We start from the raw sequence: 16420 nt of genomic DNA, 5'->3' as shown, positions 1-16420 counted from the left end.
GGCGGATAAGCCGGACGCGCTTTTTTTTGGCATACTTTGAGCGGTGCCGGATTTTGCCTGACAACATCAGACACAGAAAAAAGCAGAAATGCGCACGCGTCATCACACGCGCTGACACTATCCGGTACAGAGTTAATGCGGTTGACCCGGCGCGTCGGTTTACCTGGCGCGGGGAAAAAAGTACATTGTGCTGAAAGAAAATAACAACCTGGACCCGGTGGCAGAGGATGCATCACCATCGGATTATCCTGCAACGAGGAGAGGAAAATGGCGGTTACACAAACAGCCCAGGCATGCGATCTGGTGATTTTCGGTGCCAAAGGCGATCTTGCACGCCGTAAACTGTTGCCTTCACTGTATCAGTTAGAAAAAGCGGGTCAGATTCACGAAGAGACCCGCATCATTGGCGTAGGCCGCGCCGAGTGGGACAAAGCGGAATACACCAAAGTGGTACGTGAAGCGCTGGAAACCTTCATGAAGGAGAAGATTGACGAAGCGCTGTGGGATAAGCTCAGCGGCCGTCTCGACTTCTGCAACCTCGATGTGAATGACACCACGCACTTCCCGAAACTGGGCAAGATGCTGGATCAGAAAAAACGCACCACCATCAACTATTTTGCCATGCCACCGAGCACTTTCGGCGCCATCTGTCAGGGTCTGGGCACCGCGAAGCTGAATGCCAAACCGGCGCGTGTCGTCATGGAGAAGCCGCTCGGCACCTCACTGGAAACCTCACAGGAAATCAACGATAGCGTCGGTGAATATTTCGATGAGAGCCAGGTGTTCCGTATTGACCACTATCTGGGCAAAGAGACGGTACTGAATCTGCTGGCACTGCGCTTTGCCAACTCGATTTTCGTCAATAACTGGGACAACCGCACCATCGACCACGTACAGATCACCGTGGCGGAAGAGGTCGGGATTGAAGGCCGCTGGGGTTACTTCGACAAAGCGGGCCAGATGCGGGACATGATCCAGAACCACCTGTTGCAGATTCTGACCATGATCGCCATGTCGCCGCCTTCCGATCTCAGCGCTGACAGCATCCGTGATGAAAAAGTGAAGGTGCTGCGTTCGCTGCGTCGCATCGATCAGACCAACGTGCGTGAGAAAACGGTACGTGGTCAGTACACCGCGGGCTTCGTGCAGGGTAAAAAAGTGCCGGGCTACCTTGAAGAAGAGGGTGCCAATAAATCCAGCGCCACCGAAACCTTCGTCGCCATCCGGGTGGATATCGACAACTGGCGCTGGGCAGGCGTGCCGTTTTATCTGCGCACCGGTAAACGGTTACCGACCAAATGTTCCGAAGTGGTGGTCTACTTTAAAAACCCTGAGATGAACCTGTTTAAAGATTCTTATTCAGAGCTGCCGCAGAACAAGCTGACCATTCGTCTGCAGCCGGATGAAGGGGTGGATATTGAGATCCTGAACAAAGTGCCAGGCCTCGATCACAAGCACAAGCTGCAGACCACTAAGCTGGATCTGAGCTACTCCGAAACCTTCAACCAGTCACATCTGGCGGATGCCTATGAACGCCTGCTGCTGGAAAGTATGCGCGGCATTCAGGCGCTGTTTGTCCGCCGTGACGAAGTGGAAGCGGCCTGGACCTATGTCGATTCCATCATTGAAGCCTGGGCGGCGGATGGTGATTCTTCCAAACCGTATCAGGCCGGCACCTGGGGCCCGGTTGCCTCGGTGGCGATGATCACCCGCGATGGCCGTTCGTGGAACGAATTTGAATAACGGAACCTCTGAGGCCCGCACTGTGCGGGCCTTTTTTTTGTCCGACGCAAAGGCAGAAAAGTGAACTGGCGTTTCAAAAATCGCGTCGGGCGATGGACGCTCAGGAACCGGATCATGTATGGTAGTGGCGCAATTGACAGGGCAGGAGCCGAGGCTCCATGACCGGGCCGCTAATCCCGGTTTTATCAAGCAAGGGGAAGTGATGAAGAACTGGAAAACAAGTGCTGAACAGATTCTGACCACCGGACCGGTCGTGCCGGTGATCGTGGTAAACAAGCTGGAACACGCGGTCCCGATGGCGAAAGCGCTGGTCGCGGGCGGTGTCCGGGTGCTGGAAGTAACGCTGCGTACGCCGGTGGCGATGGATGCGCTGCGTGCGATGATCAAAGAAGTGCCGGAAGCGATTGTCGGTGCGGGTACAGTGATTAATCCTCAGCAACTGCAGGAAGTGACCGAGGCGGGCGCGCAATTTATCATCAGCCCTGGCGTCACGGAGTCGTTACTGAAAGCTGCCGTTGAAGGCCCGGTTCCGTTGATTCCTGGCATCAGCACCGTTTCAGAACTGATGACCGGCATGGACTACGGCCTGCGTGAGTTCAAATTCTTCCCGGCGGAAGCCAACGGCGGTGTGAAAGCGCTGCAGGCGATTGGCGGGCCTTTCCCGCAGGTGCGTTTCTGCCCGACCGGCGGTATCTCTCCGGCCAACTACCGTGACTATCTGGCGCTGAAAAGCGTGCTGTGCATTGGCGGTTCGTGGCTGGTGCCTAACGATGCGCTGGAAGCGGGCGACTGGGATCGGATTACCCGACTGGCGCGTGAAGCGGTAGAAGGGGCGAAGTAAGTTCTGGCGGTGAGCCGAGGCTCACCGCCTTGATATTATCCCTCGACCTTCACCGCTGCCGCGCTGGCGACCGCACGCGCAATCGCCTGAGTGGTGGTGTCACCGCTGGCCAGCGCCACGCCCAGCCGGCGCTGTCCGCTGATCTCTGGCTTGCCGAACAGACGCAGTTGCAGACCGGCACCCAGCGCCGCCCCGACATTCACGAACTGCACATTCTGGCTGGTCAGCTGCGGCAGGATCACCGCCGACGCAGCCGGACCATACTGGCGAATGCCGCCAATTGGCAGACCGAGGAAGGCCCGGACGTGCAGCGCAAATTCTGACAGATCCTGTGAAATCAGCGTCACCATGCCGGTGTCATGTGGACGTGGCGACACTTCGCTGAAGATCACCTCATCACCGCAGACAAACAGCTCAACGCCAAACAGTCCATATCCGCCCAGCGCCTCAACCACCTGCGCTGCAATCGCCTGCGCCCGCTGCAGCGCCAGATCGCTCATCTGCTGCGGCTGCCAGGATTCACGGTAATCGCCATCTTCCTGACGATGACCAATGGGTGCGCAGAAATGAATGCCGTCCACCGCACTGATGGTCAGCAGGGTTATTTCAAAATCAAAGGTCACGACGCCTTCGACGATCACCCGACCGGCACCGGCACGGCCGCCTTGCTGCGCGTATTCCCATGCGCTGTCCAGCTGGCTGGCATCACGGATAAAGCTCTGGCCCTTGCCGGAGGAGCTCATCACCGGTTTCACGATGCAGGGAAAGCCAATCTCCGCGGCAGCCTGGTCGAAACGCGCTTTGCTGTCGGCGAAGCAGTAACGGGAGGTCGGCAGTGACAGCTCTTCGGCAGCCAGACGACGAATACCTTCACGATTCATGGTCAGCTTTGCCGCCCGGGCAGTCGGCACCACGCGCTGTCCCTGCTGCTCCAGTGCCACCAGGGTGTCGGTGGCGATGGCTTCAATTTCCGGCACCACGAAGTCAGGTTTTTCCTGCGCGATCAGCGCGGCCAGCGCCTCGCCATCCAGCATGTTGATCACATAGCTGCGATGCGCCACCTGCATCGCCGGGGCATCGGCGTAGCGATCAACGGCAATCACTTCCACACCCAGACGCTGACACTCCAGCGCCACCTCTTTACCCAGTTCACCTGAACCTAATAGCATCACACGCGTGGCCGCAGGGCGCAGCGCAGTTCCGAGAGTCGTCATAAATTCACCTAAGCAGTCACAAAATGCGCGCGCAGTATAAACGAAAACGATTGCGTACTCATCTTTCTTACCGAACGCTCCGCCGTTTGCCTTACTTTTCCCGCTCTGACGTTTCCTGACATCTTTTTCGTCAGGATGACGGACTACCATCTTAAACAGGAGTGGATGATGAACAACTGGTTGCAACAAATTCAGTCGGTACTGGCGAAGAAGGGCGGCGACAGCAAGTCTGGCGGTGGTTTAAGCGATATGCTGGCACCGGGCGCGTTGGGCGGCCTGGCGGGTATGCTGATTTCCAGTAAATCGTCACGCAAACTGTTAACCAAATATGGCGGCAAAGCGCTGATCATTGGCGGCGGTGCTGCCGCAGGCGCGGTGCTGTGGAACAAATATAAGCAGCGGGTCAGCGAAGCGCACCAGAATGAACCTGACTTTGGCGCAGCGCAGACGCCCATTGACCTGCGCGCCGAACGTCTGGTCACAGCGCTGGTATTCGCCGCCAAAAGTGATGGTCATATCGACGATCAGGAACGGGCAGCGATTGAGCAGAATATTCATCAGTCTGGTTACGGTCAGGAGGCGGAACAGCTGATTCAGAAAGCGATGAACCGCCCACTCGATCCGCAGTGGCTGGCCGCCGACGTAAAGAACGAAGAGGAGGCGCTGGAGCTTTACTTCCTGAGCTGCGCGGCGATCGACGTCGATCATTTTATGGAACGCAGTTACCTGTCGGCGCTGGGCGATGCGCTTAAAATCCCGCAGGATGTCCGTGACGGTATTCAGCAGGATATCGTGGCAGAGAAGGCCCGCTTACCCGCCAGTTAATCCCCCACTGGCCACCTCCGGTGGCCAGCTTGCTGTTTCCGTACCAGTTGAAGCTTGGCTTCCTGCGCCTTTGGTGCCACGCTTACAGATCATTACTTTCACGGAGACGGATGTCATGAAAGCACCCATCGCAAAGAAAATACCGCATGAGATGACGCTGCATGGTGAAACGCGCGTCGATAACTACTACTGGCTACGCGACGACAAACGTGAAGATAACGAAGTTCTCGATTACCTGCGGGCTGAAAATAATTATGGCCGTAAAATCATGGCCTCTCAGCAACCGCTTCAGGAGCGGGTACTCAAAGAGATCATCGATCGTCTGCCGCCGGAAGACCATTCGGTGCCCTATGTAAAGAACGGGTATCGTTATCAGAGTCGCTATCAGAGCGGCAATGAATATCCGGCTTACTATCGGCAACCCGCCGACAGCGCGGAGTCTGATGAATGGACCTTGCTGCTCGATGCCAATCAGCGCGCCTCGCACAGTGAGTTTTACACCATGGGCGCGCTGCACATCAGCCCGGATAACCAGGTGATGGCGATGGCAGAAGATTTTCTGTCGCGGCGGCAATATGGCATTCGCTTCCGCAATCTGCACAGCGGCAGCTGGTATCCGGAAGTGCTGAGCAACGCCTCCTCCAGCTTTGCCTGGGGCAACGATTCCCGCACCGTCTACTATGTGCAGAAGCATCCACAGACGCTGCTTTCTTATCAGGTCTGGCGGCATGAGCTGGGAACGCCGCAGTGCGACGATCAGCTGGTGTATGAGGAGAAGGATGATACGTTTCACCTCAGCGTGCATAAAACCACCTCAAAACAGTTCATCCTGATCGCGCTGTACAGCACGACCACCAGTGAAATTCAGCTGATCGACGCTAACTTCCCGGATGCGCTACCGCATGTGTTCCTGCCGCGCCGCCGCGATCATGAGTACAGCCTCGACCATTACGATCACCAGTTCTTTATCCGCTCGAATCGCGACGGCAAGAACTTCGGACTTTACCGCACCCGATATCTGCCTGAGTCCCGCTGGGAGACGTTGATCCCGGCGCGGGATCATGTGGTGATGGAAGATTTCCAGCTATTCCGTGACTGGCTGGTGGTTGAGGAGCGCCAGCGCGGCCTGACCAGCCTGCGCCAGATTAACTGGGCCAGCGGCGAAAACAGCGGCATCGCGTTTGACGATCCGACCTATGTTACCTGGCTGGCCTATAACCCGACGCCCCGCACCAGTAAACTGCGCTACGGCTACTCGTCAATGACCACCCCAACCACGCTGTTTGAGCTGGATATGGATACCGGTGAACGCCGCATTCTGAAACAGACGGCGGTAAAAGGGTTCGACGCGGACGACTACAAAAGCGAGCATCACTGGATCAAAGTCAGCGATGGCACCGAAGTGCCGGTTTCGCTGGTCTATAACCGTAAATACTATCAGCCGGGCCAGAACCCGATGCTGGTCTACGGCTACGGTGCGTATGGCAGCAGTATGGATGCCGATTTCAGCGTCAGCCGTCTGAGCCTGCTGGATCGTGGCTTTGTCTATGCGCTGGTTCAGGTTCGCGGCGGCGGCGAGTTAGGCCAGCAATGGTACGATGCGGGCCGCCTGCTGAATAAGATGAATAGCTTTACCGATTTTATCGACGTAACCCATGCGCTGGTGGCGCGTGGCATCGGGCATCCCGAACGGCTCTACGCGATGGGTGGCAGCGCCGGTGGCCTGCTGATGGGCGCGGTGATCAATATGGCACCGCAGCGTTTCCATGGCGTGGTGGCGCAGGTGCCGTTTGTGGATGTGGTGACCACCATGCTCGATGAGTCGATCCCACTGACAACCGGCGAATATGATGAGTGGGGCAATCCCAATCAGGCGGAATACTATCACTACATCCGCCAGTACAGCCCTTACGACAATATCGAAGCCAAAGCCTATCCCCATTTGCTGGTGACGACCGGCCTGCACGATTCGCAGGTACAGTACTGGGAACCGGCAAAATGGGTGGCGAAGCTCAGATCAATGAAAACCGACAATAACCTGTTGCTGCTCTGTACCGACATGGATGCCGGTCATGGCGGCAAGTCCGGTCGCTATAAAGCCTACGAAGGGGTGGCGATGGAGTACGCCTTTATCCTCGGACTGGCGCAGAGGACGCTACCCCCGGCCGGAGACTACTGAGCCTCGCTGAGGCATTTCCGCAGCGCCTGCCGTAATGGCGGGCGCAGATCGGCCACGTTATCCAGCATCCATTTCAGGTAGCCCGGATCTTTACGGGCGATCACCGCAATCGCCTGACCACGATATTTGCCGAACGGCAGAACATCGTCGCGCTGCGCCGCCGGTTGCGAGCGCACAATCATCTCGGATGCGCTCCAGCCTGAGGTCTCCATAATGCGTATTAACAGCGCGGCGGTGACATAACAGTCATAGAGCGCGCGGTGCGCATGCAGGTCGGCGGGCGGCGTGACGTCCAGCTTCAGCGAGTGCCGCAGCGCCTGATTGCCATATTTGATGCCCGGCCACAGCTGACGCGCCAGCTGCATGGTGCAGATCCACTCACCGTACATCTCTGGCAACATGCGACGATCGAAGCTGGCGTTATGCGCCACGTAGAAGGCGCTGCCGTGGTAGCGGGAAATCGCCTGCTCAATGGTCGGCTTGTCGGCCACCATCGCTTCGGTAATGCGATGCACCGCCATTGCCTGCCGGCTGATAGGGCGGTCAGGCAGGATCAGATCGCTCATCGGGTTAACAATCTGGCCGTTGATCACATCCACCGACGCCACTTCCACCACGCCGCCCTGCAGGCCGCAGGTTTCGGTATCAATTACGCGTAACATCATTATTTCATCTTCGGTTCATAAGGCAGGCGCGACAGGCTGAGTGACGCCTGGCGATAGTGCATCAGACGCTGACGAAACCAGTCGCGTAGCGCCTCGGGCTGTTCCTGAGCGACCATCTCTGCGACCACCGGCATGTTATAGCGCTCTTTGAACGCCACACCCGCTGCCGCCAAATCGACATTGATTTTGTCTTTCTCTTCCCGGGACAGCCGGGCAAGGTTATGACTCATAGTGTTCTCCTGATGATGTGGGGCAAAAGTAATGTTTTCCCCGGCCTGAATCAAGGGTTAAGGATCGCATCGCTGGCCTCGACACCATAAAACGAGCAGCGTATCCTTTCGCCACGTTTGTCGCGTCAACGGTTGTTAAAAGGATGATCTTATGCAGAAAAAAGCGGTTTCCCGCATGATCGCTGCGCTGGCGGTTGTCGCTGGCCTGAGTTTCAGTCAGTTTGCGCTGGCCCATGCTCATCTTCAGTCATCAAATCCGGCGGCTAACGCGCAGGTGACCTCTTCAGCGGATGCGCTGACGCTGAATTTTAGCGAAGATATTGAGGCGGCATTCAGCGGCGTGACCTTGCTGGATGCGGCACAACAGCCGGTAGCGACCGGCAAAGCGCGTGTCGCGGCGAAACAGGCCAGTCATCTGATTATTGATCTGCCGCAGCCGCTTAAAGCCGGTGACTATCAGGTTAACTGGCATGTGCTGTCGGTTGATGGGCATAAAACCTCAGGAAGCTACCGCTTCAGCGTGAAATAATCGTGGTGGAGACCCTGTGGGTAAGCCTGCGCGGGCTGCATTTTGCCGCTCTGATGCTGCTGACCGCGAGTGCAGGTTACTCTGCGCTACTGGCACCGGCACGCTACCGTCCACGGCTGGCGATTGGCTTAAACCCCTTGTTGCAGTTGAGCGCGTGGCTGGCGCTGCTGAGCGCACTGGCGATGCTGGCCTGCCAGAACGTCTTGATGAGCGGCGACAGCGCCAACCTGGCCGAGGGTGCCATCTGGCTGGCGGTGCTGGGTACCCGCTTTGGCGTTGTGTGGCAATGGGAGATGCTGTTCAGCGTTTTAGCCGTCGCAGGGCTGTGGCTGAACGGGCGACTGCGAGCGCAGACGTTACTGCTGACGGGCGTGCTGCAACTGGCTTCTCTGGCCTTCACCGGACATGCAGCGATGCATGAAGGCTGGCCCGGCCTGTTACACCCGTTCAATCAGGCTTTGCATCTGATTGCGGCGGCGTTCTGGGCCGGTGGTTTGTTACCGCTGCTGTTATTGATGCGCGAAGCGCGGCAGATTGAGCGCCGCACGGATGCTATCCGTACCATGATGCGTTTTTCCCGTTATGGTCATCTGGCCGTCGCGTTAACGCTGCTCACTGGCGCGATCAACAGTCTGATGATCCTCGGCTGGCCGCTGACGTGGCCCGATTCACCTTATGTGATATTACTGCTGTGCAAGGTGTTGCTGGTGGCGTTAATGGTGCTGGTGGCGCTGATCAATCGTTACTGGCTGGTGCCACGCTTTCGTCTGGCGGGCAGTGGGACGCAGCAAAAATTTATCCGCATGACCCAGCTGGAACTGCTGCTGGCGTGTGGAGTGGTTGGGCTGGTCAGCGTTTTTGCCACGCTGTCGCCAGCCTGAATATTATTTAAGAGATGCGTAAAGGTAAGTTATGTTGCTGAAGAAAGTGATTCCCGCAGTCCTGTTGTTATCCCTATGCGGCCAGGCGCTGGCGGCGCAGATCATTACCGTCAGCCGTTTTGAAATCGGTAAAGACAAATGGCCGTTTAACCGTGAAGAGGTGATGCTGACCTGTGAAAAAGACGGTTCGCTGTTTGCCATTAACCCCAGCACCCTGATGCAGTATCCGCTGAATGACAAAGCAGAGCAGCTGTTTAAAAACAAACAGGTGAAAGCACAACCGATCAGCGTGATTCAGAGTGAAGATAAAGCGAATCCAGGCCATATGATGAGCCTGCAGCCGATTGTTGAGCGCACCCAGGCGTTGTGCGGTAAATAAACCCGCCGGGTACAGTGCCACGCTGTACCCGAATTTCACTGTTTTCTGCCGTTGCGATCACAAACTGTTCCAGATTCCGGCCTCCAGCCTCGCGCTGACTGGCAAATCCTGTGCGCTGATCTAATCTTAACGTGTAAGGCGAAACCGCCTTCATGAATGCCAACTTTTAGCGCACGGCTCCTTGAGAGCCATTTCCCTGGACCGAATATAGGAATCGTATTCGGTCTTTTTTTGCCTGGTGTTTACAATCAATAGATTATATCAAAATCAATCAGTTAGGCCTCATCCTGTTGCCCTCTGTTCTATTCTGCTGGAACCTGTGCCGCCACTTTGTCGCCATTTTTCTTCGCCATCAATGCCAGCGGATTGCAACGAATTGCATCCTCAAGATGATCGGGTGCGAAGTGGGCATAACGCATCGTCACCCTAATGTCGGAATGCCCGAGAATACGTTGCAGCACGATGATATTTCCCCCGGCCATCATGAAGTGACTGGCAAAGCTATGGCGCAGTACATGGCTCATCTGGCCTTCTGGTAGTTCAATGCCGGCCAGGCGAATGACCCGATAAAACTGGCGATAGCACTCTGAAAAGAAACGGCCCTCTTTGTCTTTTAACTCGTTATACAAGGCATTGTCGATGGGTACCGAGCGGTTTTTTTTGCCTTTGGTGTTGATGAAGGTGATTTTGTTTGGAGACAATTGTGAGGCTTTAAGATTCGCGGCTTCACTCCAACGGCATCCGGTTGAAAGGCAGATTTTGATAATCAGCGTTAGATCAGAGTTATCGTGAACTTTGCAGGCAGCAAACAGCTTTTGTATCTGGGCTTCAGTCAACCATGCCATTTCTTTCTCTGGCTGATCAAACTCGCGGATATTTTTAAGTGGGTTGGGGTAGCTGATTTCGCCAAGCCGTTCCAGTTCATTGAAAAGAGCGCGAAGGAATGCATGTTCACAGTTAATGGTACCCGGTGAGACCTTTAACGATTTATCACTGGTTTTGTATCCGTTCTGTATGAGGCCCTGTAAACGCCGATCCCGATAATGTGCCCAATCCTTCGAAGTGATAGAGGCAGCAACGGGGTTCCCCATGCCATTGCAAATAATATTAAGTTTGCCGAGTCGGCCTTTTCTGTCACTTAGCGAGCAACCGTGTAATTTGTACCATAGCTCGATAAGTTCGCTAAGCTTGCGGTTATCCTCTTTCTCAGCCAGCCAGGGTTTAGCCTTCATTTCGTCCTGAGTGTATTGCTCAAAGGCAATGGCTTCAGCTCGGGTCCTGAACTGTCGTCTCACTCGTTTACCATCCCTTCCATTGAGATAGCACTCGCAGAGCCACTTACCTGTATTTAATTTCCTTATTGCCATGCAACCCCCTTGAGAAAAGGGGGATAAAATACTGTATATAAAAACAGTATTCAATGTTTGATTATGGCTTTTCAAACATGAAAAAGCCCGCTGAGCGGGCTAAATTAATGCAGCAGGGAAGGTTGTTGTTGATGGCTGGTATAGAGAGGCACCTTATTGATTTGCCCAGGTGAGACAATCATTCCAGTAACGGTCTCATGCGTTTTGAACGTGCAGCTGCAATTAATATTCTGGCACTGGTGATAACGTTCTTTTGTTTCTTTCGAAACATAGCGACTGCTTTTTGCATGGGCAGCTGTCTGGCATAACGGGCAGTGCATCATAATCATGATCCTTAAGAGGGGTAGGGTAGAAGCCACTTAGTTTGAATATGCAAATCGTGTTTTGCAAATTACACCCTAATTAAGCAGTTTCCGTTTCACCCTCTGTTTCTGACTGATATTCAATATCTGAAAGCAGCACTTCCAACTCAAGCGTCGTTGTATATCCGCTGCTGCTCACGTTATGCGTCACCTTGCTGATAATCCACGGCTGCGCATCGATTACTGCCTTAAAACCGCTTACCCGCACCGGCGTTTCCGGGTACAGGTCTGCGCGGCCCATCGCAAGCGTGACGGAAAATTCCGCGACACCGCGCTGCAGTTTTTCCCACTTTGCCTTAGCAGCCCGCATCGCCGCCGCCTTGCTGGCGTAAACCGTAGTCAGCGTAAAAACGTTATCTTCACTCCCCGCCAGATAATTCCCCTCCCTGGCTTCAGGTACCTTGGCCGCAGTCGCCTTTTTCTTTTTGGCCGCCGGGTGCTCCAGTGCGCGCAGGTGCTTTATTTTCGGCTTGCGCTGCAGCTTTATCTTTTTCGGCTTCGGGTCTTTGGTATGCAGCCAGCTTGCAGAAACGCCGGTATAGGCGCCACGGTCGGCAATGCTGAAGCTGTGCCGGTCACCATCCTGCCTCGTAAGGGTGAGCTGAGGGATCGGCCTGCCGCTGAGGGTGACGCCGTTCCCCGGCCTGATGAACAGCAGCCGCCCGGCTTTAATTGCCGCCACTGCGCCATACAGCGAGGCGAGGCGCGTCAGGAATTTGGCATCAGTTTCCTGCGTCTGGTCAATATGCGCTACGGCGATCCCGGCAAACCCCTCGGCCAGCTGCGGCTTAAGGTTATTGCGTCCGGCCACCTGCGAAACGATATCGCCCAGGGTGGTGTCGTGATAGGACACCTCGCGGCGGGAATTGAGCGAACCGCGAAAATCCGCACTTCGCGCCCGGATGGTCATCGTATCCGGCGCGCCGTGGTGCTCAACTTCATCAACGGTAAACTCACCTTTGCCGATAAGCGCCTGACCTTTCCAGCCGAGGGACAGCTTTATCACGGCACCGCGCACCGGCATTGCCAACTGACCGTCGGCGTCATCCAGCTCGATATCAAGCTGATCGGCCTCAAAGCCGCGGTTATCGGTAAGCGTCATGGAGATCAGCCGGTCGCGGATGTTGGCCGTCACATCTTTTGAATTTACCGTCAGCTGAAAGTCTGGCGCCATCCGCGCCCCGGCCTGCACCGACAGGCTGCTGATACCGGTCATGCTAACAGCCCTCCGGCTGAAGAAATCAGGCTGCCGGCTGCCGTTCTGGCACCCTGTATAGCTGACGTAACCTGCCCTGGCAGATTACCGGCGCCGCTGATCAGCCCGTCGGCCTGCTTTTTCAGATCGCCAAACATCGAGGTCAGCGACTCATCGACCCGCTTGAGGCTCAGCGTAAACTGAATCCTGCTGGCGGTGCCGTCGCTGAAAAACTCACTGTGCGTCGCCGCGTAGTTTTCGACAACGTACATACCGAATATCGTACCGTTGCCGCCAATCAGCGGCCACGCCATTCCCTCGTCAGCCAGCAGCTTCACCGTCAGCAGGGATACGGCACCGCCCGTAATTTCCGGGCGCAGCTCCCCTGACAGCGTGATTTTTTCATCGCCGGGACCGATAAACTGCGCCGATGGCCGTTGCCCGACTCGGCTGTTAGTCGGCCAGCGATAATCGACGCTGTGCTGGAGTTCGCCGTAAGGCAGGGTGCGGCGCATGAATGGCATCATGCCGTAGATCATCATCATCGTTTAATCCTCCCATCCCATTTTGCTGCGTTGCTTTGCCTGCTGGTTTCGCTGCTCGCGGGCCTGATGCTGCGCCATCAGCGCCAGCGCGTCGTCTTTTGTCATGCCCGGGTGCATGTGAATATCGTACTGGTAGCTATTCTGGCTATGGTCGGCAAAACCTCCGCCCGCCGCCGGTGCGGTGACGGGCCGGTATGGCGCGCCGCCCAGCGCGAGGTTGTACTGCAGGCCGCCGGTCTGCACCCCGGCGGTGCCGGTGGCAATCGGGTCAGGTGAAGGCATTTTGTCGGCCAGCCCGTCAGATTTGGTGTCGATAATGCCGAGCTTATCCAGCACCCAATCAATACCGCCCATCAGCTGATCGAGCGCATGGCTCGGGATTTTCAGCGCCTCGGCCAGCATGTTGCCGAACCGCTTACCCATATCTCCGGCGGCGGCAAGTTCGGCCTGTGTTGATTTCACTGGCTCCAGCAGTTTGCCGAACCAGTCCCAAAGCTCTTTTATCTTGCCGCTGAACCAGTCGAATACCGGCTTTAGCGAACCGAATGAATTACTGATCGGTCCCATCGCGGCCGCAAAGCCTTCGGCAACACCGGCAACAAAGGCGCTTATCGGCTCCCAGTACTTACGGATCAGCAGCGCACCAGCTGCAACGACGGCGGCGACGGCCAGAACCGGCAGCGTGATAGCGCCCAGCGCCGTCGTGATGGCGCCGCCCGCGATGCTGAATGCCGTCCCGAGCAGCCCGGCACCTGCAATGATGGCGTTAACACCCGCAATTACCGGCCACGCAACCAGCCCGATGGCGCCCAGCGCACCGGCGAGCATCAGCCCGCCCATTGCAGCCTTAGCGATACCGCCTGCCAGCACAGGGTTGGCCTTAATCCAGTTATCTACCTGCAGCAGCAGCGCTGCTGTATCCTGGGTGAGCGAGCGCAGGCTGCCGTCATTCTGATCAAACAGGTCGGTCCCGATAGCCTCATAGGCAGACTGCAGTTCTTTCAGGTCGCCGCCGAGATTATCCTGCATGACCTGGACCAGCTCGGCCGTTTTGCCGTCAGAGGTTTTAAACGTGGCGGTTAGCTGGTCGAGCTTACCGGTTGATGCGGCAGTCATGAGCACAGCAGCCGATGAGCTGGCTTCCTCGCCGAAGATGGTTTTCATATACTCGGCGCGCTGACCCGTTCCCAGCCTGTTGCGATCAAAACTCGCCTGCATTTCTTTCAGGATGGTGAAGATCGGGCGGGTATTTCCTTTGCCGTCTGCCGTTTTGATACCCAGCTCTTTAATAGCCTTGAATGATTCGCCGGTCGGTGCCTGCAGCCTGCTCAGCACGGCGCGGCTTCCCGTACCGGCCATCGAACCGGTGATTTTGGCATCGTGCAGGGCGCCGACCATTGCTGCCGCCTGCTCGATGCTGACGCCTGCATTTTCCGCCACCGGGGCAACGTAGGTCAGCGCGTCGCTCAGCCCGTCAAAGTCAGCGGCCGTTTTATTCATGGTCATCGACAGCACATCGCCGATGTGTGCGACCTTATCGTTTGAAAGCCGGAAGGCTGATTTCATCCCCATCAGCAGCCCGGCGTTCTCCTCCATCGTGCGCTTGTTTGCCAGCGCCATGTCAAGCGTGACCGGCGTAACGGCCTGAACGACAGCGGCATCGCCGCCGCCTTTGGCGATAATAATCTGCGCGCCTGCCGCATCATCAGCAGAAGCGGCAGTTGTGTCACCGAGCTGTCGCGACTGCGCACGCAGGGCTTTCATTTCCTGCGAGTCCTTTGCCACGCCGAGCACGGCCTGCAGCTCGGAGTTCTTCTGCGCAAACTCAAAGCCCGGCATCAGCAGTGACGTCGCCGCCACGCCGCCGACCGTGGCGGCACCGATACCGGCCGCCCCCATATTGCGCACTTTGCCTGACAGCTCCTGCCCTTTCCGGTAGCGTTCGCTGGTCTGGTTCAGCCGCTCCTGCTGCTGACTCAGGCGCTGCAACTCCATTTTCTGGCGGCTCAGGCTGACCGTTGCCTGCGCCGAGGCGGATTTCAGGCGCTGCTGCTCGCTGCTCAGGCTTTTGGTGGAAATGCCCGCCGCGTTAAGCGCCTCGCGCTGCTGCTGCACCGACAGGCGCAGGCTGTTGGTTTTCGTCTGAAGCTCAGACGCCGCCTGCCGCGCCTTTTCCAGTGCACGGGCCTGCTGCGTGGTCGGGCGCTCGGTATTTTTAAACTGCACGGCCAGCGCTGCCGCCTCTGCTTTGGCGTCTTTCAGCTTCTGCTGCGTGACGGCCAGCTGCCCGCTGACCTTGCGAAAGCCGTCAATTTTCGCCGCCTGTGCGTCCAGCTCTTTGATGCTGTTCTGCGTTTCGCGGATATCGCCTGACAGCCTGCGGGTTTCTTTCTGGACGGCGGCAAACGGGCGGCTCGCCTGGTCAACCGCTTTCAGCAGCACCTGAATCTTGAGGTTATTGCTCATCGGGGTTAACTCCACTGCGGATCAGGGCCTGATGCCGCCAGCCGATAAGCTCGGCCAGCGGCATGTCGTACATTTCAGAGGGGGGCCAGTGGAAGATAGCGGCAATATCGGCCATCAGGTCATTAACCGTCAGGCCGCGCGGCCAGTCTACTCGTCCGACTTCGCAGACAAAAAACCGATCACCTTGCCGCTGAGGGCAATCAGGTCAACCGGATCGAGCGCATTGCAGTCGGCTTTCGTCAGCGCCGGAAGGGTGATGCGGGGCAGAACGGTCAGCACCGAGTCAACGTCTGATGCGCACAGGTCAGCCAGGCGCACGCCGCGCAGGCTGCCTGCCGTCGGCTTAATCAGTTCCACGCTTTTGATTTCGGTTTCACCGCGCTGCAGCGGGGTTTCAAGCTCAACAACATTCTCTTTCTTTTCCATGATTATTCTCTGTTCACTGTAGTCAGGTAAAGCCAGCGCCGGGCGCTGGCGTCAGGGTTACACCAGGCCGAGGTTTTTGCGGCGCTGCTCCAGGCGATCAACGCCGTTCACCTTTTCAACCATGTTGATGGTGTCGATTTCGATCAGCTCTTTGCCGTTGAACGTCAGCTTGAGATAGCTGTTTTTACTGTTGATTTTGGTTTCAGTGTCTTCACCCTGTTTAGCCTCCCCGAAATCAAACGACTGGTGCTTACCGCGTACCTCGATCTCGACGGCAATTTCCTCGCCGGTGTCGTCGCGCTGGTAAGATCCGGTAAAACGCAGCGGCACGTCAGACGCGCCCCACTGAGAAAGCACCAGTTCATCCATGCCGCCGATGGTCCATTCCATATCCAGCGCGTCATCTTCCAGACCGTTATCAATAAACGCGGCGCCGTTCATGCCGCCCCCGCGATAGGCATCGAGCTTGCGCGACAGTTTCGGCAGGGTGACGGCCGTCACCACGCCCTGATAGCTGTTTGCATCATTGAAAAGGTTCAGCCCTTTAAGTTTTCGTGGCAGTGCCATTTATCC

Annotated in this window: 18 protein-coding genes; 7 read left to right on the top strand and 11 right to left on the bottom strand. The window is 56.6% G+C overall.

Annotated elements, in window-relative coordinates:
* Positions 1-267: 267 nt before the first annotated feature.
* Both zwf and WFK59_RS07090 read left to right on the top strand, forming a co-directional pair.
* Positions 268-1743 carry a glucose-6-phosphate dehydrogenase gene (gene zwf / locus WFK59_RS07095; RefSeq protein WP_031377491.1) on the top strand — a complete coding sequence of 492 codons (1476 nt, stop codon included), beginning with the start codon at positions 268-270 and terminating at the stop codon, positions 1741-1743.
* A gap of 202 nt (positions 1744-1945) precedes the next feature.
* Positions 1946-2584: a bifunctional 4-hydroxy-2-oxoglutarate aldolase/2-dehydro-3-deoxy-phosphogluconate aldolase gene (locus WFK59_RS07090; RefSeq protein ID WP_094119984.1), complete on the top strand. Its 639-nt coding sequence runs from the start codon at positions 1946-1948 to the stop codon at positions 2582-2584.
* Between the two features lie 35 nt (positions 2585-2619).
* On the opposite strand, the gene purT is transcribed toward WFK59_RS07090, so the two are convergent.
* On the bottom strand, positions 2620-3798 hold the full coding sequence (purT, locus tag WFK59_RS07085; protein ID WP_233987946.1) for a formate-dependent phosphoribosylglycinamide formyltransferase: 1179 nt from the start codon (positions 3796-3798) through the stop codon (positions 2620-2622).
* A gap of 168 nt (positions 3799-3966) precedes the next feature.
* Between purT and WFK59_RS07080 the strand changes: the two genes are divergently transcribed.
* Both WFK59_RS07080 and WFK59_RS07075 read left to right on the top strand, forming a co-directional pair.
* Positions 3967-4623: a tellurite resistance TerB family protein gene (locus tag WFK59_RS07080; protein WP_094119983.1), complete on the top strand. Its 657-nt coding sequence runs from the start codon at positions 3967-3969 to the stop codon at positions 4621-4623.
* A 115-nt stretch (positions 4624-4738) separates the two neighbouring features.
* Positions 4739-6802 (top strand): prolyl oligopeptidase family serine peptidase, encoded by a 2064-nt coding sequence (locus WFK59_RS07075; protein ID WP_336755428.1) that lies wholly within the window; start codon positions 4739-4741, stop codon positions 6800-6802.
* Here WFK59_RS07075 and exoX read toward each other — a convergent pair.
* Positions 6796-7464 carry an exodeoxyribonuclease X gene (gene exoX, locus WFK59_RS07070; protein WP_336755542.1) on the bottom strand — a complete coding sequence of 223 codons (669 nt, stop codon included), beginning with the start codon at positions 7462-7464 and terminating at the stop codon, positions 6796-6798. The genes WFK59_RS07075 and exoX overlap by 7 nt on opposite strands.
* A gap of 2 nt (positions 7465-7466) precedes the next feature.
* A complete protein-coding gene (locus WFK59_RS07065; protein ID WP_094119981.1) occupies positions 7467-7697 on the bottom strand; it encodes a DNA polymerase III subunit theta in 231 nt (76 codons plus the stop codon).
* A gap of 151 nt (positions 7698-7848) precedes the next feature.
* Here WFK59_RS07065 and copC point away from each other — a divergent pair, with 151 nt between their 5' ends.
* From copC to WFK59_RS07050, 3 genes are read left to right on the top strand one after another with little or no spacing between them, the layout of a single operon-like run.
* Positions 7849-8226, top strand: coding sequence for a copper homeostasis periplasmic binding protein CopC (copC, locus tag WFK59_RS07060; RefSeq protein ID WP_233987948.1), 378 nt, complete (start codon positions 7849-7851; stop codon positions 8224-8226).
* 5 nt (positions 8227-8231) lie between these two features.
* Positions 8232-9107 carry a copper homeostasis membrane protein CopD gene (copD, locus tag WFK59_RS07055; protein WP_336755541.1) on the top strand — a complete coding sequence of 292 codons (876 nt, stop codon included), beginning with the start codon at positions 8232-8234 and terminating at the stop codon, positions 9105-9107.
* A 31-nt stretch (positions 9108-9138) separates the two neighbouring features.
* Positions 9139-9486 (top strand): YebY family protein, encoded by a 348-nt coding sequence (locus WFK59_RS07050; protein ID WP_233987949.1) that lies wholly within the window; start codon positions 9139-9141, stop codon positions 9484-9486.
* Between the two features lie 302 nt (positions 9487-9788).
* Here the strand turns inward: WFK59_RS07050 and WFK59_RS07045 are convergent, their stop codons facing one another.
* The 8 genes from WFK59_RS07045 to WFK59_RS07010 form a co-directional block, all read right to left on the bottom strand.
* Positions 9789-10853, bottom strand: coding sequence for a phage integrase (locus tag WFK59_RS07045; RefSeq protein WP_159223679.1), 1065 nt, complete (start codon positions 10851-10853; stop codon positions 9789-9791).
* Positions 10854-10957: 104 nt separating this feature from the next.
* Positions 10958-11176: an ogr/Delta-like zinc finger family protein gene (locus WFK59_RS07040; protein ID WP_336755424.1), complete on the bottom strand. Its 219-nt coding sequence runs from the start codon at positions 11174-11176 to the stop codon at positions 10958-10960.
* Between the two features lie 79 nt (positions 11177-11255).
* The gene (locus WFK59_RS07035) at positions 11256-12431 is read right to left on the bottom strand and encodes a phage late control D family protein (protein ID WP_336755422.1); all 1176 of its coding nucleotides are present in this window, start codon (positions 12429-12431) and stop codon (positions 11256-11258) included.
* Positions 12428-12955 carry a phage tail protein gene (locus WFK59_RS07030; RefSeq protein WP_256148955.1) on the bottom strand — a complete coding sequence of 176 codons (528 nt, stop codon included), beginning with the start codon at positions 12953-12955 and terminating at the stop codon, positions 12428-12430. Before WFK59_RS07030 ends, WFK59_RS07035 begins: the two co-directional genes overlap by 4 nt.
* A gap of 3 nt (positions 12956-12958) precedes the next feature.
* Positions 12959-15421 carry a phage tail tape measure protein gene (locus tag WFK59_RS07025; RefSeq protein WP_336755419.1) on the bottom strand — a complete coding sequence of 821 codons (2463 nt, stop codon included), beginning with the start codon at positions 15419-15421 and terminating at the stop codon, positions 12959-12961.
* The gene (locus WFK59_RS07020) at positions 15411-15536 is read right to left on the bottom strand and encodes a GpE family phage tail protein (RefSeq protein WP_159224058.1); all 126 of its coding nucleotides are present in this window, start codon (positions 15534-15536) and stop codon (positions 15411-15413) included. Before WFK59_RS07020 ends, WFK59_RS07025 begins: the two co-directional genes overlap by 11 nt.
* A 32-nt stretch (positions 15537-15568) precedes the next feature.
* Positions 15569-15847, bottom strand: coding sequence for a phage tail assembly protein (locus tag WFK59_RS07015; RefSeq protein WP_159224059.1), 279 nt, complete (start codon positions 15845-15847; stop codon positions 15569-15571).
* A 57-nt stretch (positions 15848-15904) separates the two neighbouring features.
* Positions 15905-16414, bottom strand: coding sequence for a phage major tail tube protein (locus tag WFK59_RS07010; protein ID WP_336755416.1), 510 nt, complete (start codon positions 16412-16414; stop codon positions 15905-15907).
* Positions 16415-16420 lie beyond the last annotated feature (6 nt).

Source organism: Pantoea sp. USHLN298 (assembly GCF_037149395.1).
GTDB lineage: Bacteria > Pseudomonadota > Gammaproteobacteria > Enterobacterales > Enterobacteriaceae > Pantoea > Pantoea astica.
The sequence above is the reverse complement of the archived record's forward strand: the minus strand, read 5'-3'. Positions and strand labels throughout refer to the sequence as shown.